The 26,189-nt window shown below is 67.4% G+C and carries 20 protein-coding genes; 16 read left to right on the top strand and 4 right to left on the bottom strand.

The genetic code is table 11. From position 1 onward, the window contains the following. The first annotated feature begins 281 nt into the window (after positions 1 to 281). The 4 genes from ileS to ndk all read left to right on the top strand — a co-directional run bounded on the left by ileS (position 282) and on the right by ndk (position 5,956). Positions 282 to 3,659 (top strand): isoleucine--tRNA ligase, encoded by a 3,378-nt coding sequence (gene ileS, locus BJ960_RS07735; protein WP_185986858.1) that lies wholly within the window; start codon positions 282 to 284, stop codon positions 3,657 to 3,659. Then, positions 3,656 to 4,999, top strand: a complete 1,344-nt coding sequence (locus BJ960_RS07730; protein WP_185986857.1) for a bifunctional folylpolyglutamate synthase/dihydrofolate synthase — start codon at positions 3,656 to 3,658, stop codon at positions 4,997 to 4,999. The genes ileS and BJ960_RS07730 overlap by 4 nt, the downstream gene beginning before the upstream one ends. Next, positions 4,996 to 5,466, top strand: a complete 471-nt coding sequence (locus BJ960_RS07725; RefSeq protein WP_185986856.1) for a DUF4233 domain-containing protein — start codon at positions 4,996 to 4,998, stop codon at positions 5,464 to 5,466. Before BJ960_RS07730 ends, BJ960_RS07725 begins: the two co-directional genes overlap by 4 nt. 73 nt (positions 5,467 to 5,539) lie before the next feature. Continuing rightward, a complete protein-coding gene (ndk, locus tag BJ960_RS07720) occupies positions 5,540 to 5,956 on the top strand; it encodes a nucleoside-diphosphate kinase (protein WP_119283788.1) in 417 nt (138 codons plus the stop codon). A gap of 151 nt (positions 5,957 to 6,107) precedes the next feature. Here the strand turns inward: ndk and ilvD are convergent, their stop codons facing one another. After that, positions 6,108 to 7,967 carry a dihydroxy-acid dehydratase gene (ilvD, locus tag BJ960_RS07715; RefSeq protein WP_121071999.1) on the bottom strand — a complete coding sequence of 620 codons (1,860 nt, stop codon included), beginning with the start codon at positions 7,965 to 7,967 and terminating at the stop codon, positions 6,108 to 6,110. A 73-nt stretch (positions 7,968 to 8,040) separates the two neighbouring features. On the opposite strand from ilvD, the gene BJ960_RS07710 reads away from it, so the two are divergent. Together BJ960_RS07710 and BJ960_RS07705 are read left to right on the top strand one after the other, a co-directional pair. After that, positions 8,041 to 8,892 carry a helix-turn-helix transcriptional regulator gene (locus BJ960_RS07710; RefSeq protein ID WP_185986855.1) on the top strand — a complete coding sequence of 284 codons (852 nt, stop codon included), beginning with the start codon at positions 8,041 to 8,043 and terminating at the stop codon, positions 8,890 to 8,892. Positions 8,893 to 8,901: 9 nt separating this feature from the next. Next, the gene (locus tag BJ960_RS07705; protein WP_185986854.1) at positions 8,902 to 10,101 is read left to right on the top strand and encodes a winged helix-turn-helix domain-containing protein; all 1,200 of its coding nucleotides are present in this window, start codon (positions 8,902 to 8,904) and stop codon (positions 10,099 to 10,101) included. Positions 10,102 to 10,421: 320 nt separating this feature from the next. Here BJ960_RS07705 and BJ960_RS07700 read toward each other — a convergent pair whose 3' ends face one another. Next, complete coding sequence (locus BJ960_RS07700; protein WP_121073369.1) at positions 10,422 to 10,946, bottom strand: DIP1984 family protein; 525 nt, start codon at positions 10,944 to 10,946, stop codon at positions 10,422 to 10,424. Between the two features lie 191 nt (positions 10,947 to 11,137). Between BJ960_RS07700 and BJ960_RS07695 the strand changes: the two genes are divergently transcribed. Both BJ960_RS07695 and uvrB read left to right on the top strand, forming a co-directional pair. After that, complete coding sequence (locus BJ960_RS07695) at positions 11,138 to 12,178, top strand: alcohol dehydrogenase catalytic domain-containing protein (RefSeq protein WP_185986853.1); 1,041 nt, start codon at positions 11,138 to 11,140, stop codon at positions 12,176 to 12,178. 68 nt (positions 12,179 to 12,246) lie between these two features. After that, entirely contained in the window at positions 12,247 to 14,334 is a 2,088-nt protein-coding gene (gene uvrB, locus BJ960_RS07690) for an excinuclease ABC subunit UvrB (protein WP_185986852.1), read from the top strand. Between the two features lie 57 nt (positions 14,335 to 14,391). On the opposite strand, the gene BJ960_RS07685 is transcribed toward uvrB, so the two are convergent. After that, on the bottom strand, positions 14,392 to 14,784 hold the full coding sequence (locus BJ960_RS07685) for a VOC family protein (RefSeq protein ID WP_185986851.1): 393 nt from the start codon (positions 14,782 to 14,784) through the stop codon (positions 14,392 to 14,394). A gap of 92 nt (positions 14,785 to 14,876) precedes the next feature. Between BJ960_RS07685 and BJ960_RS07680 the strand changes: the two genes are divergently transcribed. Then, entirely contained in the window at positions 14,877 to 15,383 is a 507-nt protein-coding gene (locus BJ960_RS07680; RefSeq protein WP_185986850.1) for a hypothetical protein, read from the top strand. Between the two features lie 53 nt (positions 15,384 to 15,436). Here the strand turns inward: BJ960_RS07680 and BJ960_RS07675 are convergent, their stop codons facing one another. Then, positions 15,437 to 16,273 (bottom strand): siderophore-interacting protein, encoded by an 837-nt coding sequence (locus BJ960_RS07675; RefSeq protein WP_185986849.1) that lies wholly within the window; start codon positions 16,271 to 16,273, stop codon positions 15,437 to 15,439. Between the two features lie 150 nt (positions 16,274 to 16,423). Between BJ960_RS07675 and uvrA the strand changes: the two genes are divergently transcribed. The 7 genes from uvrA to tpiA all read left to right on the top strand — a co-directional run bounded on the left by uvrA (position 16,424) and on the right by tpiA (position 26,183). Next, positions 16,424 to 19,525, top strand: coding sequence for an excinuclease ABC subunit UvrA (gene uvrA, locus BJ960_RS07670; RefSeq protein WP_185986848.1), 3,102 nt, complete (start codon positions 16,424 to 16,426; stop codon positions 19,523 to 19,525). A 10-nt stretch (positions 19,526 to 19,535) separates the two neighbouring features. Beyond that, positions 19,536 to 21,509 (top strand): excinuclease ABC subunit UvrC, encoded by a 1,974-nt coding sequence (gene uvrC, locus BJ960_RS07665; protein ID WP_185986847.1) that lies wholly within the window; start codon positions 19,536 to 19,538, stop codon positions 21,507 to 21,509. Continuing rightward, positions 21,502 to 22,380: an RNase adapter RapZ gene (gene rapZ, locus BJ960_RS07660; RefSeq protein WP_121071980.1), complete on the top strand. Its 879-nt coding sequence runs from the start codon at positions 21,502 to 21,504 to the stop codon at positions 22,378 to 22,380. Before uvrC ends, rapZ begins: the two co-directional genes overlap by 8 nt. Positions 22,381 to 22,439: 59 nt before the next feature. Then, positions 22,440 to 23,414 carry a DNA-binding protein WhiA gene (whiA, locus tag BJ960_RS07655; protein WP_121071978.1) on the top strand — a complete coding sequence of 325 codons (975 nt, stop codon included), beginning with the start codon at positions 22,440 to 22,442 and terminating at the stop codon, positions 23,412 to 23,414. Positions 23,415 to 23,498: 84 nt separating this feature from the next. Next, positions 23,499 to 24,116: a superoxide dismutase gene (locus tag BJ960_RS07650; RefSeq protein WP_185986846.1), complete on the top strand. Its 618-nt coding sequence runs from the start codon at positions 23,499 to 23,501 to the stop codon at positions 24,114 to 24,116. A gap of 22 nt (positions 24,117 to 24,138) precedes the next feature. Beyond that, entirely contained in the window at positions 24,139 to 25,356 is a 1,218-nt protein-coding gene (locus tag BJ960_RS07645) for a phosphoglycerate kinase (protein ID WP_185986845.1), read from the top strand. Continuing rightward, on the top strand, positions 25,353 to 26,183 hold the full coding sequence (gene tpiA / locus BJ960_RS07640; RefSeq protein ID WP_185986844.1) for a triose-phosphate isomerase: 831 nt from the start codon (positions 25,353 to 25,355) through the stop codon (positions 26,181 to 26,183). Before BJ960_RS07645 ends, tpiA begins: the two co-directional genes overlap by 4 nt. Positions 26,184 to 26,189 lie beyond the last annotated feature (6 nt).

The following is a 26,189-nucleotide window of genomic DNA, read 5'->3' as shown; positions in this document are numbered from 1 at the left end:
ACGTTCATACTGTTCCGCTGACCGCTCGCGCCACGGGGAGTTGCCAGCCCGGGGACCGCGATTCTCGGCTAGAATGGCTGCATCGACTGCGAACCGGCAATCACCGGGGAGTCTCTGGAAGAACAGCCACCCACGGGCGGCCCAGTAGAACCAGACGGGTGGCCCGTTACAGCTCAATGAAGTGGCGCTCCATGAGCGCAAGCCGGGTGGTACCGCGGGATACGAATCGATTCGTACACTCGCCCCAGCGTGAGAATCGCGTGACGAGAAGGTACCCACCCATGAGCTATCCAAAGCAGACGACCGGCGAGACCGCAGCCGCAGGCGCCTCGTTCGGCGTGAATCCATCTCCGCGACTTCCCGAGGTTGAGCAGCGCGTGCTTTCCTACTGGGACGCGGACGATACCTTCCGCGCCTCTATTGCCCAGCGCGAAGGCTGCGACGAGTGGGTCTTCAACGACGGCCCCCCGTTCGCCAACGGCCTGCCCCACTACGGGCACCTCCTCACGGGCTACGCGAAGGACGTCTTCCCGCGCTTCCAGACGATGCGCGGCAAGAAGGTCGAGCGGCGCTTCGGCTGGGACACCCACGGACTGCCGGCCGAGCTCGAGGCGATGAAGCAGCTCGGCATCACCGAGAAGAGCGAGATCGAGGAGATGGGCGTCGCCGCCTTCAACGCGAAGGCCCGCGAGTCCGTCCTCCAGTACACCAAGGAGTGGGAGGAGTACGTCACCCGCCAGGCGCGCTGGGTCGACTTCGAAAACGACTACAAGACGCTGAACGTCTCCTTCATGGAGAGCGTCATCTGGGCGTTCAAGCAGCTGTACGACAAGGGTCTCGCCTACGAGGGCCAGCGCATCCTGCCGTACTGCTGGCGCGACGAGACCCCGCTCTCGAACCACGAGCTGCGCATGGACGACGACGTGTACCAGGAGCGCCAGGATCCCTCGGTCACCGTCACCTTCCCGTTCCGCGGCGCCCGCGCCGACGAGCTCGGACTGTCAGGCGTGCGCGCCCTCGCCTGGACGACGACGCCGTGGACGCTGCCGACGAACGCCGCTCTCGCTGTCGGCCCCGACATCGCGTACGTCGTCGTGCCCGCCGGTCCCGCCGGCGGCTCGGACGGCGCGGCCGCTGGCGAGGCGAGCTACCTCGTCGCGCAGGATCTCGCTGGGAACTATGCGTCGGACCTCGGCTACGAGTCGGCCGATGAGGTTCGCGACGCCGTCACTCGCACCGTGCAGGGCGCCGAGCTTCTAGACGTCGAATACGCGCCGCTCTTTAACTACTTCGCAGACACCGAGACCTGGGGCACCGAGAACTACTGGCGCGTGCTCGTCGACGGCTACGTCACCGTCACCGACGGCACGGGCATCGTCCACCAGTCGCCCGCGTACGGCGAGGACGACCACCGCCTCACCACCGCCGCGGGCATGCCGACAATCGTGAGCCTCGACGAGGGCGGCCGCTTCATTGCGGCGGTCACCGACGTCGCTGGCGAGCTGTGGATGGACGCGAACCGCCCACTCATCCGGATGCTGAAGGCGTCTGGCCGCCTGCTGCGCGAGCAGAGCTACCTGCACTCGTACCCGCACTGCTGGCGCTGCCGCAACCCGCTGATCTATCGCGCGGTCTCGAGCTGGTTCGTGCGCGTCACGGATATCAAGGACCGCATGCTCGAGGTGAACGAGGAGATCGAGTGGGTCCCCGCGAACGTCAAGCACGGCCAGTTCGGCAAGTGGCTTGAAGGCGCGCGCGACTGGTCGATCAGCCGCAACCGCTACTGGGGCAGCCCGATCCCGGTGTGGAAGAGCGACAACCCGGAGTTCCCGCGCGAAGACGTCTACGGGTCGGTCGCGGAGCTCGAGGCCGACTTCGGCGAGCTCCCGCGCAACGAGGCAGGTGAGATCGACCTGCACCGCCCGTACATCGATTCGCTCACCCGGCCGAACCCGGACGATCCGAGCGGCGAGTCGACGATGCGCCGCATCGAGGACGTGCTCGACGTCTGGTTCGATTCGGGCTCGATGCCGTTCGCCCAGGCGCACTACCCGTTTGAGAACGTTGAGTGGTTCGAGAAGAGCCAGCCCGCCGACTTCATCGTCGAGTACATCGGTCAGACCCGCGGCTGGTTCTACGTCCAGCACGTGCTCGCGACGGCCCTCTTCGACCGCCCGGCGTTCAAGAGCGTCATCAGCCACGGCATCGTGCTCGGCTCCGACGGCAACAAGATGTCGAAGAGCCTGCAGAACTACCCGGACGTGAACGAGGTCTTCGATCGCGACGGCTCCGACGCGATGCGCTGGTTCCTCATGGCATCGCCGGTCGTGCGCGGCGGCAACCTCATCGTGACTGAGGAGGGCATCCGCGAGGGCGTGCGCCAGTTCATCCTGCCGCTCTGGAACAGCTGGTACTTCTTTAGCCTGTACGCGAACGCCGATGGCGTCGAGGCAGAGCGCCGCGTCGACTCGACCGACCCGCTTGACCGGTACATCCTCGCGAAGACTGGCACGCTCGTCCGCGAGGTGCAGGCGCATCTCGATGGGCTCGACACGACGTCAGCGGCAGAGACACTGCGCGCGTTCGCCGAGGTCTTGACCAACTGGTACGTGCGCCGCTCCCGCGACAGGTTCTGGGAGGGCACTACCGGCGCGAACGGCAAGCCCGCAAACACGCAGGCGTTCGACACGCTCTTCACCGTGCTCGAGACGCTCGCGCGCGTCGCCGCGCCGATGGCACCCCTCGTCACCGAGGAGGTGTGGCGCGGTCTCACCGGCGGCCGCTCGGTGCACCTCACCGACTGGCCCGACGCCGCAGAGTTCCCGGTCGACGACGAGCTCGTCGCCGCGATGGACGAGGTTCGCCAGATCACGTCGCAGGCACTCGCGCTCCGCAAGGCGCACAAGCTCCGCGTCCGCCTGCCGCTCGCAGAGCTCACCGTCGTGACCTCGCGACCGGCCGCGCTGGAGCCCTTCTCCGACATCTTGCGCGATGAGCTCAACGTCAAGCAGGTGCGCCTCGTTCAGGAGACCGAGTCGAGCGCGGCCGAGAACGGCATCGTGCAGACGCTCGCCGTCAACGCGCGCGCCGCGGGCCCCCGCCTCGGCAAGCAGGTGCAGGTCGCGATCAAGGGCGCGAAGGCGGGTGACTGGAGCGAGGAGAACGGTGTCGTCGTCGCCGGCGGCATCGCCCTCGAACCGCACGAGTACGAGCTCACGCTGCAGGCGGGCTCGGGCGCCGAGGACGGCGGCCCCGCCATCACGCTCATCCAGGGCGGCGGGTTCGCGATCCTCGAGACGGCGACCACGCCGGAGCTCGAGGCCGAGGGCATCGCGCGCGACGCGATCCGCGCGATCCAGGAGGCGCGCAAGGCCGCCGGACTCGACGTGAGCGACCGCATCGTGCTCGCGCTGAACGCCGAACCGGCGCACGCGGCCGCACTGCAGACGCATGCGGCGCTCATCGCGGCCGAGACGCTCGCCGAGGGCATCGCCGTCCAGGAGGCGATCGGGATCGACGCGATCGTCGACGACCTCCAGTCTCCCGGCGGCGGCGTGTTCATCACCGGCGCGAAGGCGCTCGGCGTTGAGAAGGCGCCGGTCGTCATCACCATCGACGTCACCGGACTCGACGCACCCGACACGGAGGAGGCGCGATGAGCGGCACCGCAGCGCAGGTCTACGCGGAGCTGCTCACTCGCGTGGGCGAGGCGAACCCTCGCCCACGCATCGAGCCGGTGCGCCGCCTCGCCGAGCTCGCGGGGTCGCCGCAGCTCTCATACCCGGTGGTGCAGGTCGCCGGCACGAACGGCAAGACGTCGACGAGCCGCGCGATCGAGTCACTGCTGCGCGCCCACGGGCTGCGCACCGGGCTCTTCACCAGCCCGCACCTCGTTGACTTCACCGAACGCTTCCAGGTCGACGGCCAGCCGATCGCCGAGGCCGCACTTGCCGAGGCATGGGAGGAGCTGCGGCTGCCGCTGCAGCTCGTTGACTCCGAGCTCGAGGCCGCCGGGCACGGCCGGATCACCTTCTTCGAGGCGCTCGCGGTTCTCGCGTTTGTCGCGTTCGCCGACGCCCCCGTCGAGGTGGCCGTGATCGAGGTCGGCATGGGCGGCGAGTGGGACGCGACGAACATCGTCGACGCCCAGGTGGCCGTCTTCACCCCGATCGGGCTCGACCACACCGAGCACCTGGGACCCGACACGCAGACCATCGCGCACACGAAATCGCTCATCATGAAGCCCGGAAGTACCGCGGTGACTGCCGAGCAGGACGTCGACGCCCTCGGCGAGCTTGCCGATACCGCCGCTCGCCTCGGCGTGCGGCTCTACGTCCAGGGCCGGGACTTCAGCCTCGCCGAGGACCGTCTCGCCGTCGGCGGCCGACAGGTCGATGTTGTCGGGCTCACCGGGCACGCGTACGATCCGGCCTTCGTGCCGCTGTACGGGCAGCACCAGGCCGAGAACGCCACACTCGCGATCGCCGCGGTCGAGGCGTTCTTCGGCGGCGAGCGGCCGATCCCCGAGGAAGTCCTCGACGAGGGCCTCGGGCAGCTCACCTCGCCAGGCCGACTGCAGCTCATCGGCACCGACCCGATCGTCTACGTCGACGCCGCGCACAACCCGCACGGCGCCGAGGCGCTCGTGCGCGCCGTCACCGAGTCGTTCGCCTTCGAAGAGCTCGCGATCGTCACCGGGGTGCTTGAGGAGAAGGACGCGCATGGCCTGCTCCACACGCTCGCCCCGATCGCCCACCAGGTGTTCGTGACTGCGGTCGACTCGCCCAGGTCGCTCCCTGTCGAGGAGCTTGCAGTCATCGCCAAGTCGGCGATCCCTGACACCCCCGTCGAGGAACTCGCCTCGCTTCCGCTCGCCCTCGAGCGAGCGCGCAGTTGGGCGGGGGAGTCGAACGCGCGTGCCGTGCTCGTCGTCGGCTCCGTGCTACTTGCGGGCGAAGCAATCAGCCACTCACGCTCAGAGAACTGGGGGACCGCATGACCGCCACACCCGACCAGCCGCACGGTGCATCAGACGACGACGAGCTCGTTCTCTCGCCGTCGGAGGCCGCCGCACACAACTCGGCGATGCGTATCTCCGGCGCGGCTACCGGCGAACGCTCCACGCGTAAGGCGCTCGCCTCGATCGTGCTCGGCTTCGAGCTCATCATCGTCGTGCTCATCGGCCTGACGATCTTCGGCCTCGGCATCACCGACCCCCGGTGGCTCGGGCTCGTCATCGGCGGCGTACTCGCGCTGCTGTGCGTCGTATCGCTCGCGACGATCCGCTTCGGCGAGGTCGGGATCCGGCTCGGCTGGGTGACCCACGCGCTCATGCTCGCGACCGCATTCATTCTGCCCGCGGCGCTTTTCGTCGGCGGCATCTTCACGGCGCTCTGGGTGTACTGCATCGTGCGCGGCGGGAAGATCGACGAGCAGAATGCCGCGCTGCGCGCCCAGCAGGAATAGCCTGCCGGCGCGCCGCCGGCTCGCCCCTCACTAGACTGAATACCGCAGAACACACCACTCGAACAGGAGCTTCATGTCCACCGAGCAAACACTCATCCTCGTCAAGCCTGACGGAGTCGCCCGCGGGCTGACCGGCGAGATCCTGCGCCGCATCGAGGCGAAGGGCTACACGATCAGTGGCCTGCGCATGCTGACCCCGAGCCGTGAGCTGCTCGCCGCACACTACGAAGAACACGAGGGCAAGCCGTTCTACGAGCCGCTCATCGAGTTCATGAGTTCCGGGCCTGTCGTCGCTGTGCGCGCGGAGGGCGAGCGCGTCATCGAGGGCTTCCGCTCGATCGCCGGCGCGACCGACCCCACCGTCGCCGCGCCCGGCACGATCCGTGGTGACCTCGGCCGAGACTGGGGCCTCGCCGTGCAGCAGAACCTCGTACACGGGTCGGACTCGACCCTCTCGGCTGAGCGCGAGCTCGGCCTCTGGTTCGCCTAACCGCGCACCTGCGCGCAGCCCGGCGGCCACCTGACTGTCACCCGGGGCGGTCGTCCCGCCGCGAACGAGCATCATCCCTCCGAAACAACCCGTTCCCAAGCGTAGTTTGGGGGTCGTCTCGGAGGGATGATGCGTTGTGGGCGCTCGTGGCCTAGAACGTCTCGGGGATGACCCGCACGGCTCCCTTGTCGGCCGACTGCGCGAACGCGGCGTAGGCCCGCAGCGCGTCCGAGACGTGGCGGACTCTGTTCTTGGGACGGTATCCGCCGGCGGCCTCGAGCGCTGCCCGGCGCCGCTCCAGCTCGGCCTCGGGAACGTCGAGTGTGAGCGCCCGCGTCGGGATGTCAATCGAGATGGTGTCGCCGTCCTCGACCAGCGCGATGATGCCGCCGCTCGCCGCCTCGGGGGAGATGTGGCCGATCGAGAGGCCGGAGGTGCCGCCCGAGAAGCGGCCGTCGGTGATGAGTGCGCACTTCTTGCCGAGCCCGCGCCCCTTCAGGAACGAGGTCGGGTAGAGCATCTCCTGCATGCCGGGGCCGCCCTTCGGCCCCTCGTAGCGGATCACGACCACGTCGCCCTCGTTCACCTGCTTGTTGAGGATCTTCTCGACGGCCTCATCCTGCGACTCGCACACGACGGCCGGACCGGAGAACGTCCAGATCGACTCGTCGACGCCAGCGGTCTTCACCACGGCGCCGTCGACGGCAATGTTGCCGCGCAGCACAGCGAGGCCGCCGTCCTTCGAGTAGGCGTGCTCGACCGAGTGGATGCAGCCGTTCTCCTGGTCGAGATCGAGGTCTCGCCAGCGCTCGGACTGTGAGAACGCCGTCGACGACCGCACCCCGCCAGGGGCAGCGTGCCAGAGCTCGAACGCCTCGTCGGAGGCCTTGCCACCGCGTACGTCCCACTCGTCGAGCCACTCGCCGAGGGTCTGCGAGTGTACGGTGTGCACGTTCTCGTCGAGCAGACCGCCGCGCCGCAGCTCCCCGAGCAGCGCGGGGATGCCGCCGGCCCGGTGCACGTCCTCCATGTAGTAGGTCTTCCCGTTCGCGACGTTGGGCGCCACCTTCGCGAGGCAGGGCACGCGCCGCGAGACCGCATCGATCTCATCGAGTCCGAAGTCGACGCCGGCCTCGTGGGCGGCGGCGAGCAGATGCAGGATCGTGTTCGTCGACCCGCCCATCGCGATGTCGAGCGCCATCGCGTTGCCGAACGCCTCGGGCGTCGCAATGTTGCGGGGGAGCACGCTGTAGTCATCGTCGTCGTAGTGGCGGCGCGTGATGTCCACGATCGTCCGGCCTGCGTTCTCGTACAGCGCCTTGCGCGCCGTGTGGGTCGCGAGCGTCGAACCGTTGCCAGGCAGCGACAGGCCGATCGCCTCGGTGAGGCAGTTCATCGAATTCGCGGTGAACATGCCCGAGCACGACCCGCAGGTCGGGCACGCGGACTCCTCGATCTTCAGCATGTCCTCGTCAGAGATGTTGTCGTTGACGGCGTCGGAGATCGCGTCGACGAGGTCGAGCGTGCGGACCATGCCGTTCGCGAGCACCGCGCGCCCCGACTCCATGGGGCCGCCAGACACGAAGACAGTCGGGATGTTCAGGCGCAGGGCGGCGAGCAGCATGCCCGGCGTGATCTTGTCGCAGTTCGAGATGCAGATGAGCGCATCCGCGCAGTGCGCCTCGACCATGTATTCGACGGAGTCCGCGATGAGGTCTCGGGACGGCAGCGAGTACAGCATGCCGCCGTGGCCCATCGCGATGCCGTCGTCGACGGCGATGGTGTTGAACTCGCGGGGGATGCCGCCCGCCTCGATGATCGCGTCGGAGACAATGCGGCCGACGGGCGCAAGGTGGGTGTGACCCGGCACGAACTCGGTGAACGAGTTTGCGACCGCGATGATCGGCTTCCGGCCGAGATCGGCGCCGTTCACGCCGGCGGCACGCAGGAGCGCGCGGGCGCCGGCCATGTTGCGGCCGTGGGTGACTGTGAATGAGCGATACGTGGGCATTGTTCCAGTAACCCACGCCCGCGCGCGGTCGGGAAGTGAGCGATAGTACTAGTACTGGTAGTACTATGATCTGATGATTCGTCCACGCACCGCCCGGGGCCAGCAGCTCGGCGAGTTCCTCGCATCGAAACGGCGCGCGCAGCCCCGCGCCGCGCTCGGCCTGCCGCCGGGGAACCGTCGCAGCGAGACCGGTCTCAGCCGGGAGGAGGTCGCGACACTCGCGGGCATGAGCGTGAGCTGGTACACCTGGCTCGAACAGGGGCGCGATATCAACGCCTCCGACCAGGTCTTGCACGCGGTCGCGCGCGTGCTGCAGCTGACCGAGCCGGAGACCGACTATGTCCGGGCCCTCGCCGCCCCCGGGCCCGCGCAGCAGCCCCCGCCGCCCGACGACGCCCCTCCGCACCTCCTGAACCTCATCCGGTCGTTCAGCTTCCCCGCGTTCATCCTGACGAGCGACTGGACGATCGTCGGGTGGAACGCCGGCTACGAGTGGCTGTACGGCCCCATCGTCGCGGCGCCCGTCGAGGAACGAAACCTGCTTCGCATCATCTACACCGACCCGCGCAATCGCGAACTCCTGCCCAATTGGGAGCGCGACAGCAGGAGCTTCCTCGCCGAGTTCCGCGCGGAGTCTGGCGTCCGGCTGAGCTCCGAGCGCCACCGCGCACTCATCGAGTCGCTCACCGAACTCAGCCCGGAGTTTCGGACGCAGTGGGCCGAGCAAACAGTGAGTAGGTTCACGTCCCGGCTGCGCACGTTCACCCATCCGACCGACGGGGAACTCGTCTTCGAGCATCACCGGCTCGTCCCCTCGGATGCGGCCGACATGCACGTCGTGATCTATGCCCCGGCTCCGCATGGCGCGGACGCGACGCAGCGCACGGCCGGCACGATCGGCACGAGTGACGGTGCCACGCGGTAGCGTGTCCTCATGACATCCGCAGCACCCACCGCCTCGCTCAGCGCCGCCGAGGCGCGCCGCGTCTCGCTCGCCGCCCAAGGGTTCGCCAATGCGCCGAAGATCGGCAAGCGCCGTCCGTTCGACGCGGCACTGTCCCGGCTCCATGTGCTGCAGATCGATTCGGTGAACGTGTTCTCGCGCAGTCACTATATGCCGGTGTTCTCGCGCCACGGCGGCTACGCGCACGAGCGCCTCGACGACCATCTCTGGGGCAGTGGCGAGTTCACCGAGTACTGGGCGCACGAGGCCGCTTTCATCCCGGTCGCCGACCGGCCGCTCTTCGGGTGGCGCATGGACGATTTCCGCGCGCGCCACACCCGCGACGGGCGCTGGGAAAGGCTCGCCCCGACCATCGATGCCGTCCGCGAACGACTGCGTTCCGACGGCCCACAGCTCGTGCGCGAGCTTGAGGACGGTCCACGCGAAAAGCGCGGCCCGTGGTGGGACTGGAGCGACACGAAGCACGCCGTCGAGGTGCTGTTCGCGGCAGGCGAGGTCGTCTCTGCGGGGCGCGAGTCGTTCCAGCGCCGGTACGCGCTCGCCGAACAGGCAATCCCTGACCAGCACCTCGTTGCCGTCGACCGCGCGACCGCGCAACGGGAACTCGTCGCACGGGCGGCGCGCTCGTTGGGTGTCGGAACGCTTGCGGACATCGCCGACTACCACAGGCTCAAGACGCCGGCGGCGAAGGCCGCAGTCGCAGACCTCGTCGAGAGCGGTGAGCTTGTGCCCGTCGAGGTGGAGGGGTGGCTCGGGAAGGGCGGCACCCCGGAGGCAGCGTGGCTCCATCGAGACGCCGCGGTGCCCTCGCGACTCGCCCCGAACGCGTTGCTCACCCCGTTTGACCCGGTCGTGTGGTTCCGCCCGCGCGCCGAGCGGATCCACGACTTCCATTACCGCATCGAGATCTACACCCCAAAGGAGAAGCGGCAGTTCGGCTACTACTGCCTTCCGCTTATGGTCGGCGGCAAGCTCGCCGGAAGGATCGATCTGAAGGCTGACCGCCAAGCCGGCGAGCTGCTCGTGCAGGCCGCATGGCAGGAACCCGGTGCGCCGCGCCACACGAGCGAGGTCGCGGCGCAGCTGTTGCGCGACGCTGCGAGCTGGCAGGGCCTGAGCGACATCCGCGCCGCAGGGGTCGGCAACCTCGATCTCGGGTTCGCCCACTAGCCTGCTCGCGCACCGCGCTGCACTGCACTGCACTGCACTGCGGCGCACGGTAGCCGTGCCTTGATCCCGCGCGCGAAGAGTCCCCGAACCCACCCTCCCGATTCGATCCCGGCACGCGGTAGTGCAGTGTGCTGGGTGCGCAGTCACATGTGCCAAGTGCTGGGCTGCACTGTCAAAGTGTGGGTTGCCCGCCACCCTGCTAGAAGCCAGAATTGCCCGTCTGGCTCGGGGTGTGCCCGCTGATCGAATCGGTACCGACTCGCCTGTATGCAGTTGTGCGCTCGACCGAGACTGGTTCGAGCGAGTGTTGAGTCGCGGCGTTAGCCCTCGATGAGGTCGTTGAGCCAGTTCGCCTGCTGGATCTGCGCGTCGAGTTCGCGCAGCTCGCGCGCGAGCGTGTCGGCCTGGCCGCGGAGTTCAGGCACGGGCAGCGCCGAGACCTGCCGCAGTTCCGAGCGCATCTGGCGGAAGCCGCCCTGATCCTGGGCGGCGTCGGCCGCCTCGATCAGGATCGAGTGGCGCAGGCGCAGGCTGTCCCGACGCGCCAGCGCGTCGGTCATGGTGACCTTCGCGGTGGTCGCTGCGCCACTCGGCTGGCGTCGGCGGCCGCCGCTCGGCGACTTCGGAGCGATCTCGATCTGGATTGCGGAGTTCGTCGCGTTGATACTGCGGACGAGCACCTCGAGCTCGCCAACGGCACGCTCAACCTCGGTGAGCAGGGCTGCGGCGTCTTCGACTGGCGTGTCGCCCTCCTGATAGTGGGCATTCGCAACGATGCGCGAGCGTAGCTGAGCAATTCTCTTCTGCGTATCGCCGCGCAGCGCAAGCGCCTCTGCGAGTTTCACCAGTGATCCCACTCTCTTTCGATCCCCCGGACAGGAGGGCCAGATTATCACGCTGAAGCGCCCACGAACCTGCAGGTTGTGCACGAAGAGGAGGCGCGTACGGAACGTCAGGCGTAGCCTAAGGTTGCCGCGCCCTGACGCCCAGCGCCAGGCGATACATGCGGCCTTCAGCTGACGAGAGGAACCGATTCATGCGCGCAGTCACCTACGTTCGCGGAAACACCGTCGAGGTGCAGGATAAGCCAATCCCCACGATCGCCCCAGACGAAGTGTTGCTCCGCGTTGGCGGCGCCGGCGTCTGCCACTCCGACATCAGCATCATCGCCGGGGGCGACGACAGTCCGCTCGTCGGGAGCACGCTCGGGCACGAGGTCGCCGGGACTGTCGAAGCGTTCGGGGCCGACGTGTCGGGCTGGGAAGCGGGAGACCGTGCGATCGTGTCACTCATCCTGTCCTGCGGGCGGTGCCGCGAGTGCCTCGCGGGGCGCGACAACCAGTGCGAGGTCGTCGCACCCCGCGCCAGCCTCGCCCCGCTCTCGCCGGGCATCGGCAGCCCGGGCGGCATGGCCGACTTCATCGCGGTCAAGGCCCGCCACCTCGATCCCATCGGCGCGCTCGACCCTGTCGCGGCAGCGCCGCTCGCCGACGCGGCGCTCACCCCGATGCACGCGATCAACACGGTTCGCGACCGGATGACTGGGGACGCGACCGTCGTGCTCATCGGGCTGGGCGGTCTCGGCCACATGGCGCTGCAGATTCTCGCGGCGACCACCGGCGCCAGGGTGATCGCGCTCGACACCGATCCCGACAAGCTTGCGTTCGCCCGCGACCACGGCGCGGACCTCGCGATCCCGAGCGACGGGGCTGCAGCGGAGCGCATCCTGACGGAGACCGGGGGAGTCGGCGCCGACGTCGTGTTCGACTTCGTCGGAGTCCAGCCGACAGTGGATCTCGCCGTCACAGTCGTGCGCGGCGGCGGCGCCATCCGCTTCGTCGGCCTCGGCGGCGGCGCGTTCGAGTACCGTGCTGGCGCCGGCGCCGGCCTCCCGTGGGGCGTCAACATCGAGCGCGCCTACGGCGGTACCAGAAGCGACATGCGGGAGGTCATCGCGCTCGCGGCAGCCGGCAAGATTGCCGTGGAGGTCGTGCAGTACCCGCTCGACGACGCCCCGCGGGCGTTCGACGACCTGCACCACGGCAAGATCCAGGGCCGCGCAGTCCTCGTCCCGTGAGCGCCGCTCAGATCGCCCTATGCGAACAAAGTTTCGAATAGGGCGATCTGAGGTTTATGCTGGAAGACATGGAAACAACCCGTAGCGTTCGCCCGTTCGAGGTCGTCAGTGAGTACGAACCGAGTGGTGACCAGCCGCAGGCCATCGAGCAGCTCGCAAACCGCATCAACGCGGGCGAGACCGACATCGTGCTGCTCGGCGCGACGGGCACCGGCAAGTCAGCGACGACCGCCTGGCTCATCGAACAGGTGCAGCGACCCACGCTGATTCTCGCGCACAACAAGACGCTCGCCGCGCAGCTCGCGAACGAGTTCCGCGAGCTCATGCCGAACAACGCGGTGGAGTACTTCGTCTCCTACTACGACTACTACCAGCCCGAGGCGTATGTGCCGCAGACGGACACGTTTATCGAGAAGGACTCGTCGGTGAACGCGGAGGTCGAGCGGCTCCGGCACTCGACGACGAACTCGCTCCTCAGCCGCCGCGACGTCGTGGTGATCTCCACGGTCTCGTGCATCTACGGCCTCGGCAAGCCCGAGGAGTACTACGAGGCGATGGTGCCGCTGCAGGTGGGGGACCGGCTCGACCGCGACGTCCTGCTTCGGCGGTTCGTGCAGATGCAGTATCAGCGCAACGACATCGAGTTCGTGCGCGGAAACTTCCGCGTGCGGGGCGACACCGTCGAGATCATTCCGATGTACGAGGAGCTCGCGATCAGGATCGAGTTCTTCGGCGACGAGATTGAGGCGCTGTACTACCTGCATCCGCTCACCGGTGACGTCGTCAAGCAGGTCGACAGCGTGTCAGTATTCCCCGGTTCGCACTACGTCGCGAGCCGTGAGGTGATGAACCGTGCCATGCGCGATATCTCGACCGAGCTCGAGTCGCGGTCGGCGGAGCTGAAGTCGCAGAACAAGCTCGTCGAGGAACAGCGCCTGCGGATGCGCACGACGTTCGACCTCGAGATGATGGAACAGATCGGGTTCTGCTCGGGCATTGAGAACTATTCGATGCACATGGACGGCCGCGTTCCGGGCGAAGCCCCACACTGCCTGCTCGACTACTTCCCTGACGACTTCCTCGTCGTCATCGACGAGTCGCACGTGACGGTGCCACAGATCGGCGCAATGTATGAGGGCGACTCCTCGCGCAAGCGCACGCTCGTCGATCACGGATTCCGGCTTCCGAGCGCGCTCGATAACCGCCCACTGAAGTTTGGCGAGTTCAAGGAACGCGTCGGCCAGACCGTCTACCTGTCGGCAACGCCCGGCAAGTACGAGATGGAACTCGCCGACGGTGTCGTTGAGCAGATCATTCGCCCGACGGGGCTCGTCGACCCCGAGATCGTCGTGAAGCCCTCCGAGGGCCAGATCGATGATCTGCTCGAGGAAGTGCGCCGCAGGGTCGAGCGCGACGAGCGGGTGCTCGTCACGACGCTCACGAAGAAGATGGCCGAGCAGCTCACGACCTTCATGGAAGAGGCCGGCGTCCAGGTGCGCTACCTGCACTCCGACGTCGACACCCTCCGCCGGGTGGAGTTGCTCACCGAGTTGCGCGCCGGCGTGTTCGACGTGCTCGTCGGCATCAACCTGCTGCGTGAAGGTCTCGACCTCCCCGAGGTGTCGCTCGTCGCCATTCTCGACGCCGACAAGGAGGGGTTCCTCCGGTCATCGACCTCGCTCATCCAGACGATCGGTCGAGCGGCGCGAAATGTGTCGGGCGAGGTGCACATGTACGCCGACCGGATCACGCCGTCGATGCAGCTTGCGATCGAGGAGACGAACCGGCGCCGCGACATTCAGCTCGAGTACAACACCGCACACGGGATCGACCCGAAGCCGCTGCGGAAGAAGATCGGCGACATCACGGAGGTGCTGAACCGGGAGGCCGCGGACACCGACGAGGTGCTCGCGAACCGAACGTCCAGGCACGCGCAGAAGGGATCACCGCAGCGCACGAAGGGCAAGGCTGCATCTCGCGCGGGCGCGATCGGTGCGGAGGGCGCCGACAAGCTCGAGGAGATCATCGCCGACCTCACCTCGCAGATGCTGCTCGCTGCCGAGGAGCTCAAGTTTGAGCTTGCGGCGCGCCTGCGCGACGAAGTCTCGGAGTTGAAGCGCGAGTTGCGCAGCATGGACGCGGCGGGCCACATCTAGGCCCGCCACAGGGAACGCTGGCGGCCCTGCACAGGCGCCGCCAGCGTGCTGTACCCGCTACGAGAGCGGCGCGTACAGATCGACTGCGTTCCCGTCCGGGTCCATGACGGTCGCGTAGCGCTGACCCCAGAACGCGTCCCACGGCTCCACCCGGACCTGCGCACCCGCGGCGACGAGGCGGGCGAACGTCTCGTCAACCTCGGCCGGCGAGCCCGCTTGGAAGGCGAAGGCCACGCGATGACTTCCGGTGGACCGCTCGTAGCTCGGGTCGAAGCTCTGAATGGTCTCGAGGGTGTCCCAGCCGACACGCATGCCACCAGGGAGCACTGCCTCCACGTGCGCCTCGTCATCGGCGTTGGCTGGGATATCTAGGCCCAGCTGGCGGTAAAAGGCCAGTGATGCAGCAAGGTCAGTCGTCACGATTCCGATGAAGTCAAGTGTGAGGCTCATGGTGGAATCGTAGCCCGCACCACCGTCATCCATTGTGTTGATAGTTTGGGTTTTTTGCAGCCCCACTGCGGCGCCGGTCGTACGCTGTGGGCATGACCTGGGAATCTCTCCTGCTGAAGATCGACAGGCTTGCCGGTGGACGACAGGCCGGAATGCGCATTGCCGAGGCCGACCGCACCCACCGAAAGACGTGGCGCGCCTTCACCTGGATCTGGTCGCTGCTCGGCGTCGAAGTGCTGCTCGGTGTCGGCGCGGTCGCCGTCGCGCTCGTCCTCGCCAGCTCGGGTGCGGCTGTACCGATCGCGGTGTGGGTTCGAACGATTGTCGTGCTCGGGATGACGCTCACCCTCGGCTACTTCGCCTGGCGGGCGTCAGGCGGATGGCGCTGGGCCTACCAGCGGCTGCGGCTGTTCTCGCAGATCTTCCCCGTGGTGACCCTCGTCATGGCGGCGATTCCCGGGCTGTACCCGGGGTGGATGGTCACCGAGCAGATCCTCTTCAGCCTCGTGATGATTGGTATCGCGGACTTCCTCACCAGCGACCACATGCGCCACGCCTACCGGCCGCTCGATCCGGGCTCCAAAGCGCCACCCACCTAGGGGCAGGCTGTGCCGCGCCCGAGACCGCACGAGCGCCCGGTCGGAGGCCGGCCCTAGATCTGGCCGATCGCCTCCCGCTTCTCGGCCTGGAAGCGATCCTCCCGTCGCCCGTATGCCCAGTAGGGCGAGAGCGAGAGCTGGGTCCTGTCGATTCCGCGCTCATCCGTGAAGTACGGCCGAAGCGCCTTCATCGCACCGCGCTCACCGTGCACGAAGACCTGCACGCGGCCGGGCAGCCACTCGGCGGCGCGCACTGCGTCAACGAGCACATTCGACGTGCCCGCCTCGGCGGCGCCGCGGAACAGCCAGCTCACCGTGATGCCGGCCGGCGCACGGAGCTCGAGCACGTCGGCCTCGCCTGCGACCTCGATGAAGCAGACGCCGACGGCGTCGGCTGGCATCGCTTCAAGAGCCGAGGCGATCGCTGGGATCGCCGATTCATCGCCGGCCAGCAGGTGCCAGTCAGCACTCGGATCGGGCGCGTAGCCACCGCCGATGCCCCGCAGCACCACGGGATCGCCGGGTCGGGCGGCGTCGGCCCAGGGGCCGGCGATGCCCTCGGTGCCGTGGACGACGAAATCGATCCAGAGCTCGCCCGCCTCGTGATCGACGCGCCGCACCGTGTAGGTGCGGGTGGCGGGCATGTCTTCCGGCGCGAGCTCCTCCCGCAGCGCGTCGAGGTCGTAGGGCGGATCGATATCGCTGCCGGGCTGCCTGAAGAGCATCTTGCTGTAGGCGTCGGTAAACGCCCCCGCATCGACCTGCGCCATGCCGGGCCCGTGTGCGACGACCCGCACGAGGTGGGGACTCAGCTGCACGCGTTCCTTGACCTCGAGCACAATCTGGGGTCGTGCCGGGCGCTGGGTCCTGTCGGACGCGGGAGTGGTCATGGTCGCTACCTCATTCATCAGATGATCTGGTCTCAACCGTCAACCCTGGCATACTCTGGCGCGGTTCTCTAGCGAAGCGCCACGAGCGAACACTCAGAATGTTTAGAACACATGTTCGAACTGAGGTGCGGGAGACGCTAAGCTGGGGGAGTGACTTCTCAGAGCAAAACACCTATTCGTTCCTCGGCAGCGCACGCGCACATCAGTGTCCAGGGCGCTCGGGTGCACAACCTCAAGAACGTCGACCTGTCGATTCCGCGCGACTCGCTCGTCGTCTTCACCGGGCTGTCTGGCAGCGGCAAGTCGAGCCTCGCGTTCGACACGATTTTCGCCGAGGGTCAGCGTCGGTACGTCGAGTCCCTGAGCGCGTACGCGCGCCAGTTCCTCGGCCAGGTCGACAGGCCAGACGTCGATTTCATCGAGGGCCTGAGCCCGGCGGTCTCCATCGACCAGAAGTCGACGAACCGCAACCCGCGTTCCACCGTGGGCACGATCACCGAGATCTACGACTACATGCGTCTGCTGTGGGCGCGCGTCGGCATTCCGCACTGTGCGGTGTGCGGGGAGCGGATTGAGTCCCAGACCGTGCAGCAGATCGCTGACCGCCTCATGCAGCTCGAGGAGCGCACCCGCTTCCAGGTGCTCGCGCCCGTCGTGTCGAAGAAGAAGGGCGAGTTCGTCGACCTGTTCCAGGAGCTCGCCGCGAGCGGCTACTCCCGCGCGATCGTCGACGGTGAGCTCATCCAGCTCAGCGAACCGCCGAAGCTGAAGAAGCAGATCAAGCACGACATCTCGGTCGTGATCGACAGGCTCGTCGCGTCGCCAGAGGGGCTCGGCAGGCTCACCGACTCGTTGGAGACCGCACTGCGCCTCGCCGATGGCACGGTGCAGATTGACTACGTCGACCGCGACCAGGACGCCGACGACCGGGTGCAGCTCTTCTCGGAACACCTGTCGTGCCCGAACCAGCACCCCGTGCAGCTCACCGAGATTGAGCCGCGGACGTTCTCCTTCAACGCACCATTCGGCGCGTGCCCGACGTGTTCCGGCCTGGGCACGAGCATGTCCGTTGACGACGACCTCGTGCTCGGCGACCCTGAACTCTCGATCAGCGAGGGTGTCATCATCCCGTGGACGAGCCAGGGCAAGAGCCTCTACCAGTACTACGAGAAGCTGCTCGTTGGCCTGTCGAAGGATCTCGACTTCTCGCTGAAGACGCCGTGGGGCGAGCTCGACGAGGACGTTCGCGAGGCGGTGCTCCGCGGCAACGACTTCAAGGTGAACGTGCGCTGGAAGAACCGCTTCGGCCGCGAGGTGAAGTACACGAGCGGCTTCGAGGGGGTGATCCCGTTTATCGAGCGGCAGTACGCCGAGGCGGAGAGCGACAACCGGCGCGAGCGCTGGTCTGAGTTTCTCCGCGAGGTTCCCTGCCACGTCTGCAACGGCCAGCGCCTGAAGCCCGAGGTGCTCGCGGTGACCGTCGATAACGAGTCAATCGCGAGCGTCGGCGAGTTCAGCCTGCTCGACGCGAAGCACTTCTTCGACAGGGTCGAGCTCAGCGAGCGCGACGCGAAGATCGCCGCGCAGGTGTTGCGCGAGATTCGGCTCCGGTTCGACTTCCTCATCGAGGTCGGCCTGGGCTACCTGACGCTCGCTCGCGCCGCGGGCACTCTCTCCGGCGGGGAGGCACAGCGCATCCGCCTCGCGACGCAGATCGGCTCGGGGCTCACGGGCGTCCTCTATGTGCTCGACGAGCCCTCCATCGGGCTACATCAGCGCGACAACAGGCGCCTCATCGAGACGCTCGTCAAGCTCCGCGACCTCGGCAACACGCTCATCGTCGTCGAGCACGACGAGGAGACAATCGAGGCAGCGGACTGGCTCGTGGACATCGGGCCGGGCGCCGGCGTCGAAGGCGGCACCGTGGTGCACTCGGGCCTGCTGCCCGAACTGCGCGCGAACACGAACTCTGTCACCGGCGACTACCTCGCTGGCCGCCGCGCGATCGAGACGCCGAAGACCCGCAGGCCGCTCGACACGAGCCGGGAGCTCACTGTCGTCGGGGCACGCTCGAACAATCTCCAGAACGTCGACGCGACGTTCCCGCTCGGCGTGATGACGGCCGTCACCGGCGTCTCCGGCAGCGGCAAGTCAACGCTGGTGAACGACGTGCTCTACCGGGTGCTCGCGAATCAGCTCAACGGCGCGCGCATGGTGCCGGGCAAGCACACTCGCGTCACCGGCCTTGAGCACCTCGATAAGGTCGTGCACGTGGATCAGGCGCCAATCGGTCGCACCCCGCGCTCGAACCCGGCAACCTACACCGGCGTGTTCGACAAGATCCGCAACCTGTTCGCCGACACTCCCGAGGCGAAGACCCGCGGTTACCTGCCCGGGCGCTTCAGCTTCAACGTCAAGGGCGGACGCTGCGAGGCGTGCTCGGGCGACGGTACCCTGAAGATCGAGATGAACTTCCTGCCGGACGTCTACGTCGCCTGCGAGGTCTGTGGCGGGAGCCGGTACAACCGCGAGACGCTGCAGGTGCGGTACAAGGGCAAGAACATCGCCGAGGTCCTCGAGATGCCCATCGCCGAGGCTGAGGAGTTCTTCGAGCCGATCTCGTCGATCCACAGGTTCATGAAGACGCTCGTCGACGTCGGCCTCGGGTACGTGCGACTCGGCCAGAGCGCGACCACGCTGTCCGGCGGCGAGGCGCAGCGCGTGAAGCTGGCAACCGAGCTGCAGAAGCGCTCGAACGGGCGAAGCATCTACGTGCTCGACGAGCCGACGACGGGGCTCCACTTCGAGGACGTGCGGAAGCTGCTGCTCGTGCTGAACGGCCTCGTCGACAAGGGCAACACTGTCATCACGATCGAGCACAATCTCGACGTGATCCGCAGCGCGGACTGGGTGATCGACCTCGGCCCCGAAGGCGGCTCCGGCGGCGGTACGATCCTCACCACCGGCACGCCGGAACAGGTCGCCGAGCACGCTGAGAGCCATACCGGTCAGTTCCTCGCGGAGGCGCTCGCGAAGGCGCCCGTCGCGAAGACCGCCCGGAAGGCGCTCGCGGCGGCTCCCGCCTCGCCTGCCGCGGCCAAGCCAGCGACCGGTAAGCCTGCCTCGGCGAAGAAGGCTTCAGCACAGAAGACCTCCGCCAAGAAGGCCTCGGCCAAGAAAACCTCGGCGAAGAAGACTTCGGCCAAGCAGGCGACCGCCAAGAAGACCGCCGCCGCCGCGGTGACGTCGTGAGGTCCAAGGCGTGACCGAAGACCCGCGTCACGGGGTTGGCACAGGCGGTGAGCCGGCCGACCCCCGCGACGCCTTCAAGCCAGCCTCGGGGGAGATCCCGACGAGCCCCGGCGTCTACCGGTTCTCGGACCGCCAGGGCCGCGTGCTCTACATCGGGAAGGCGAAGAACCTCCGGGCCCGGCTCGCGAACTACTTTCAGCCGATGCATTCGCTCATGCCCCGTACCCGGCGCATGCTCTCGCTCGCCGCGAACGTCGACTGGACGGTCGTCGCAAGCGACACCGAGTCGCTCGTGCTCGAGCACACGTGGATCACCGAGTACAAGCCGCCGTTCAACGTCCAGTTCAAGGACGACAAAACCTACCCGTACCTGGCGGTGACGCTGGGGGAGGAGGCCCCGCGGCTCATCATCACCCGGAACGAGCGCATCAAGGGCGCGCGGTACTTCGGGCCCTACCCGAAGGTGTGGGCGATCCGCGAGACGGCGGCGCTGCTCCAGCAGGCCTTTCCCATCCGCACCTGCAACGACGCCGACTACAAGCGAGCGATGTCGAGCGGCAAGCCATGCCTCGCCGGCCAGATCGGCCGCTGCGCCGGGCCCTGCTCGTACACGGTGACCGTTGAGGAGCACAGGGAACGCGTAGGCGCCCTCGTGTCCTTCCTCGGCGGGAACTACCAGTCGCAGTTCCGAAAGCTGCAGCGCGGCATGAAGGACGCGGCCGCCGAGCAACGCTACGAGGATGCGGCCAGACTGCGTGACCAGGTCGCGGCCGTCGAACACGTCATGGAGAAGAACGCCATCGTGCTCGGCCACGAGGTCGACGTCGACGCGTTCGGCCTGCGCACGGACGAGCTTTCTGCCGCGCTGCACCAGTTCATCATCCGCGGCGGCCGCGTGCGCGGCGAACGCAGCTGGATCGTCGACGTCGAACTCGACGACTCGCCCGGGCGGCTGCTCGAGCAGGTGCTGCAGACCGCGTACGAGGGTGGGCACGAGCCGCCGCCCGAGATCCTCGTCCCGCAACTGCCGGACGGGATCGGCTCGCTCGAGGAGACCCTCTCGGCGCTCCGCCCGCGCAAGGGGAAGGTGCACATTCGCACGCCCGAGCGCGGCGACAAAGTCCAGCTCATGGATCGCGCGACGCTCAACGCAGGCGAGAATCTCGTGCGGTACAAGCTCAAGCGGGCAGCCGACATCACCTCGCGAACCGACGCGCTCGCCGAGTTGCAGCAGGCGCTCGGTCTCACCGAGGCCCCGCTCAGGATCGAGTGCATCGACGTCTCGCACCTCCAGGGCACGGGCGTCGTCGCGTCGCTCGTGGTCTTCGAGGACGGACTCCCCGCGAAGAGCGAGTACCGGAAGTACCGGATCGAAGAGACGACTGACGACACGGATTCGATCTATCAGGTCGTCTCGCGCCGGGCGGCGCAGCTGAACCTCGCCCGCGAGTCCGGCGAACTTCCCTCCGGCGCCTACCGCGCCCGGCCCCAGCTCATCATTGTCGACGGCGGCGAGCCCCAGGTGAAGGCCGCCCACCGGGCGCTCCGCGAGGCGGGCATCACCGATGTCGCGCTGTGCGGCATCGCGAAGCGACTCGAGGAGCTGTGGCTTCCCGAGGACCCATTTCCCGTGGTGCTTCCGCGCACCAGCGAAGCGCTCTTCCTCGTGCAGCGCGCCCGTGACGAGGCCCACCGGTTCGCGATTACGTTCCAGCGTCAGCGCCGGAGCGAGGCTATTGCTTCCCAGCTCGCCGACGTTCCCGGGCTCGGCCCGAAGCGGGTGCAGCAACTGCTGCGGCACTTTGGTTCCGCGACGCGCCTGCGTGCCGCGTCCGTGGCAGAACTTGCGGCGGTGCCGGGCATCGGCGAGCGCACGGCGGAACAGATTCTCAGCCACCTTACCCGACTCCGTAAGAGCTCGCCTGACGCTAAGATTGACGATGCGCAGACAGACACGGAACTTGAGGAGGTAACGGATGAATGAGGTCTCAACCGATCAGGAGATCCTGATCGTCACCGGCATGTCCGGTGCCGGCCGAAGCACCGTCGCGAACACTCTCGAGGACCTCGGCTGGTACGTCGTCGACAACCTGCCCCTCTCGATGGTGAAGACCCTCGCTGACATGGCCGACAAGTCGGGCGGGGCGCTTCCGCGCATCGCCGCCGTCGTCGATGTTCGCGGTCGGGATCTCTTCGCGGACATCCAGGAGACCGTCAACGAGCTTCGCCACACGGCGACGGTTCGCGTGGTCTTCCTCGACGCAGCCGACGACATTCTCGTGCGGCGTTACGAGAGCGTCAGGCGGCCGCACCCGCTCCAGGTTGAGGCCGGCGGATTGCTCGAGGGCATCCGCCTCGAGCGCGAGCGCTCCCAGGAGCTTCGCGCGACGAGCGATGTTGTCGTCGACACGTCCGGGTACAACGTGCACCAGCTCACCACTGCCACCCGCGAGATGTTCTCGTCGGAGGATGTCGCGGGGCTGCAGCTCACCGTAATGAGCTTCGGATTCAAGTATGGGGCGCCGACTGACGTCGACCTCATGGCGGATATGCGGTTCATTCCGAATCCGTTCTGGGAGACCGAGCTTCGCTCACTCACCGGCGTCGATCCGGCTGTGAAGGACTACGTCCTCAGCCGCGAGGGCGCCACCGAGTTCATTGATGCATACGTTGCGGCGCTCACACCGGTCTTCGCCGGTTTCCAGCGCGAGAACAAGCGTCACGCATCGCTCGCCATTGGGTGCACCGGCGGGAAACACCGCTCCGTGGCTGTCGCCCGCGAGCTCGCAGACCGGCTTGCCGGTCTGCCCGGCGTGAGCGTTCAGCTCCGCCACCGCGACCTCGGTCGCGAGTAAATGCCGGCGCGCTTCGCCGTCATTTAGTTTGCTATTCACCTGTTTCGAAAGGAATATCTGTGCCGAGTACCGCCGATGTCATGAGCGAGCTGGTGAAGCTCCCCGTGCAACGGACTGGGGAGAGAATGGCGGAACTCGCCACGATCCTGCGCTTGTCTGGCGGCCTACACACGATCAACGGGCGTATTGCCCTTGAAGCTGAACTGCACACTCCGCAGACAGTTCAGCGCGTGCGAAAAGACCTTGCGGAGCTCTACGGCGTTCGCGCCGAAGCCCGACAGTTGCCCCCCACCAGCGTGCGTCCAGGCGCACCGCAGTTCCTCGTCCGCGTCATCGATGGCGAGACCCTCGCCCGCCAGTTGGGGCTGCTCGATCAGCGCCGGCGGCCGATCCGCGGCCTGCCGAATCGCGTGACGACCGGCGATGCGAAGGAACTCGCGGCCGCGCTGCGCGGTGCGTTCCTCGCTCGCGGAAAGATCACCCCTCCCGGCCGCACGGTCAGCCTCGAGGTTGTGTGCCCGAGCAGTGAGACCGCAATGGCGCTCGTTGGCGCAGCGAGCCGGATCGGCGTGGACGCGAAGAGCCGCGACATTCGGGGCGTCTCGAAGCTGCTTGTGCGCGACGGCGAGGCGATTGGCACGCTGCTTGGCGTGATGGGCGCTGAGCAGTGCCGTGAGGCGTGGGACAACCTTCGCAAGGCGCGCGAGACCCGCGCGACCGCGAACCGGCTTGTGAACTTCGACGACGCGAACCTCCGCCGCTCGGCCGAGGCCTCGGTTGCCGCCTGCGCCCGCGTGGAGCGCGCCCTCGAGATCCTCGGAAGCGACGTGCCCGACCACCTCGGCTACGCCGGCCAGCTTCGGCTCACGCACCGCGAGGCGAGCCTTGACGAGCTCGGGGCTCGCGCCGATCCGCCGCTCACGAAGGACGCGATCGCCGGGCGGATCCGTCGGCTGCTCGCGATGGCTGACAAGGCCGCTGAGGATCAGGGCATCCCGGGCACCGAGGCGAGCGTTCCTGAGGAACTCGTCTGATCTAGCTCGCAGCGAACACTCGTCTCCGCGTGTGTTCCCGCAATAGACTGCCTATCAGAAGCACGCAACAGAAAAGGAGCTGCCATGACCGCATACTCACTCCCTGAACTTCCCTACGATTACGCTGCCCTCGAGCCGCACATCAGCGGCAAGATCATGCAGTTGCACCACGACAAGCACCACCAGGCGTACGTCACTGGCGCGAACACCGCGCTCGAGCAGCTCGCCGAGGCCCGCGAGTCGGGCAACCTCGGGCCCGTCAACAAGCTCGAGAAGGATCTCGCGTTCAACGTGGGCGGCCACGTGAACCACACGATCTTCTGGAACAACATGTCGCCCGAGGGCGGCGGCCGCCCGGAGGGTGAGCTCGCGTCGGCCATCGACGAGTTCTTCGGCGACTTCGAGAAGTTCCAGGCGCACTTCACCGCAACCGCGATGGGTGTGCAGGGATCGGGTTGGGCCGTGCTCGCCTGGGATACCCTCGGCCAGCGCGCAAACATCGTGCAGATGTTCGACCAGCAGGGCAACCTGCCGGCGGGCACCGTGCCGCTGCTCATGCTCGACTGCTGGGAGCACGCGTACTACCTCGACTACCTCAACGTCCGCGCGGACTACGTGAAGGCGTTCTGGAACATCGCGAACTGGCAGGACGTCGCGAAGCGGTTCGACACCGCGCGTAGCCAGACGCCCGGCCTCATCTAATTCCGTTCACCCGTAAGGAACCATGCGCACCCTCGATTCGCTCGGCCCGTTGGGCTCGAAAACCGTAATTGTCCGCTGTGATCTCAACGTGCCGCTCGCCACTGACGAGCACGGTGCGAAGAGCATCACCGACGACGGACGGATCCGTGCTTCGCTCACGACCATTCGTGAGCTGCGCGAGGCCGGGGCGCGAATCGTACTGATCAGCCACCTGGGCCGCCCCGAGGGCGCTCCCGACGAGCGCTACTCGTTGCGGCCCGTGGCTGAGCGCATGGCAGAACTGCTCGGCACAGCGGTCGGCTTCGTCGACGAGACCGTCGGCGAGGCCGCCGCTGCCGCCATCGCCGCGCTCTCCGACGGCGACGTCGTACTCCTCGAAAACCTCCGCTTCAACCCGGGGGAGACGAGCAAGGACGACGAGGCCCGCGGAGCATTCGCGGCCCAGCTCGCGGAACTCGGCGACGCCTTCGTGTCCGACGGCTTCGGTGTCGTGCACCGCAAGCAGGCGAGCGTCTATGACCTCGCGAAGCTGCTGCCGAGCGCCGCCGGTCGCCTCGTCGCGGCCGAACTCGAGGTGCTTGAGCGCCTCACAGGCAAGGCAGAGCGACCCTACGCCGTCGTGCTCGGCGGTTCGAAGGTGTCCGACAAGCTCGGCGTCATCGCGCACCTCATCGAACGCGTCGACACGCTCCTCGTCGGGGGCGGAATGGTCTTCACGTTCCTCGCGGCGCAGGGCCACCCGGTTGGCGCGAGCCTGCTGGAGGAGGATCAGCTCGACACCGTGCGCGGGTACCTCGACCAGGCGGCCGCGCGCGGCGTGCGGATCGTCCTGCCAACGGACATCGTTGTCGCCGAGCGGTTCGCCGCAGACGCGGCTCACGAAATCGTTCCCGCGGACGCGATCGAGTCCAGCTCCTTCGGCGCATCCGGTCTCGGCCTGGACATCGGGCCGACGTCGGCCGCGACTTTCGCTGCGATCATCGAAGAATCGGCCACCGTGTTCTGGAACGGGCCGATGGGCGTGTTCGAGATGCCGGCGTTCGCCGAGGGCACTCGGACTGTCGCGCGTGCGCTCACGGAGACCTCAGGCTTTACAGTTGTTGGCGGTGGCGATTCCGCCGCCGCGGTTCGCGCGCTCGGCTTTGCCGACGAGGCGTTCGGTCACATTTCGACCGGAGGCGGCGCGAGCCTCGAATTCCTTGAGGGCAAGGCACTGCCCGGACTGGAGGTCCTCGCATGAATGACGCACCCGTAGCAGACCCCGCGACGCAGTCGGCTCCCGCTGTGAAGCGCACCCCGCTCATCGCAGGCAACTGGAAGATGAACTTCGACCACCTGCAGGCGATCGCCTTCGTGCAGAAGCTCGCGTGGAGCCTCAAGGACGCGCAGCACAACTACGGCGAGGTCGAGGTTGCGGTGTTCCCACCGTTCACCGATCTCCGGTCCGTCCAGACGCTGCTCGCTGCGGACAAGCTTGCGGTTGCACTCGGCGCACAGGATGTGTCGCCGCACGCAGCCGGCGCCTACACCGGAGACATCTCGGCGGCCATGCTCTCGAAGCTCGACGTGCGCTACATCATCGTCGGCCACTCGGAGCGCCGCGGCGGTCACGGCGAGTCCGACGAGACTGTTGGCCTGAAGGCGCGCGCAGCCGTCACCGCGGGCATGGTTCCCGTGATCTGCGTTGGCGAGACGGCCGAAGACCTCGAGGCGCACGGCGCAGCGGCGATCCCCGTCCAGCAGCTCCAGGCAGCGCTTTCGCAGCTGCCCGCCGAGGCTGAGTTCGTGGTCGCCTACGAGCCCGTGTGGGCGATCGGCAGCGGCGACCCCGCAACGCCTGCCCAGGCAGAAGAAGTTGGCAAGGCGCTTCGCGACGTCCTGCGCGCGGAGCGTGGCGACGCTGTGGCCGACGCCACCCGCATCCTGTACGGCGGTTCGGTCGCAAGCCAGAACGTTGCGTCATACCTCAAGCAGCCCAATCTCGATGGTGCACTTGTGGGTGGGGCGAGCCTGAAGGTTGACGAGTTCAGCCGGATCGCTCAGTTCACCAAGCACGTCACCGTCTGAGCCCGC

Source organism: Leucobacter aridicollis, assembly GCF_013409595.1.
In the GTDB taxonomy this organism is placed as follows: domain Bacteria; phylum Actinomycetota; class Actinomycetes; order Actinomycetales; family Microbacteriaceae; genus Leucobacter; species Leucobacter aridicollis.
The sequence above is the reverse complement of the archived record's forward strand: the minus strand, read 5'-3'. Positions and strand labels throughout refer to the sequence as shown.

Excerpts from the sequence above, each read along its gene's own strand:
- BJ960_RS07675 (WP_185986849.1), bottom strand. The coding sequence starts at position 16,273 with ATGACCACTCCCGCGTCCGACAGGACCCAGCGCCCGGCACGACCCCAG.
- BJ960_RS07650 (WP_185986846.1), top strand. The coding sequence starts at position 23,499 with ATGACCGCATACTCACTCCCTGAACTTCCCTACGATTACGCTGCCCTC.
- BJ960_RS07695 (WP_185986853.1), top strand. The coding sequence starts at position 11,138 with ATGCGCGCAGTCACCTACGTTCGCGGAAACACCGTCGAGGTGCAGGAT.
- BJ960_RS07730 (WP_185986857.1), top strand. The coding sequence starts at position 3,656 with ATGAGCGGCACCGCAGCGCAGGTCTACGCGGAGCTGCTCACTCGCGTG.
- BJ960_RS07725 (WP_185986856.1), top strand. The coding sequence starts at position 4,996 with ATGACCGCCACACCCGACCAGCCGCACGGTGCATCAGACGACGACGAG.
- BJ960_RS07645 (WP_185986845.1), top strand. The coding sequence starts at position 24,139 with ATGCGCACCCTCGATTCGCTCGGCCCGTTGGGCTCGAAAACCGTAATT.
- ilvD (WP_121071999.1), bottom strand. The coding sequence starts at position 7,967 with ATGCCCACGTATCGCTCATTCACAGTCACCCACGGCCGCAACATGGCC.
- ileS (WP_185986858.1), top strand. The coding sequence starts at position 282 with ATGAGCTATCCAAAGCAGACGACCGGCGAGACCGCAGCCGCAGGCGCC.
- BJ960_RS07710 (WP_185986855.1), top strand. The coding sequence starts at position 8,041 with ATGATTCGTCCACGCACCGCCCGGGGCCAGCAGCTCGGCGAGTTCCTC.
- uvrB (WP_185986852.1), top strand. The coding sequence starts at position 12,247 with ATGGAAACAACCCGTAGCGTTCGCCCGTTCGAGGTCGTCAGTGAGTAC.
- tpiA (WP_185986844.1), top strand. The coding sequence starts at position 25,353 with ATGAATGACGCACCCGTAGCAGACCCCGCGACGCAGTCGGCTCCCGCT.
- rapZ (WP_121071980.1), top strand. The coding sequence starts at position 21,502 with ATGAATGAGGTCTCAACCGATCAGGAGATCCTGATCGTCACCGGCATG.
- BJ960_RS07685 (WP_185986851.1), bottom strand. The coding sequence starts at position 14,784 with ATGAGCCTCACACTTGACTTCATCGGAATCGTGACGACTGACCTTGCT.
- BJ960_RS07705 (WP_185986854.1), top strand. The coding sequence starts at position 8,902 with ATGACATCCGCAGCACCCACCGCCTCGCTCAGCGCCGCCGAGGCGCGC.
- ndk (WP_119283788.1), top strand. The coding sequence starts at position 5,540 with ATGTCCACCGAGCAAACACTCATCCTCGTCAAGCCTGACGGAGTCGCC.
- BJ960_RS07680 (WP_185986850.1), top strand. The coding sequence starts at position 14,877 with ATGACCTGGGAATCTCTCCTGCTGAAGATCGACAGGCTTGCCGGTGGA.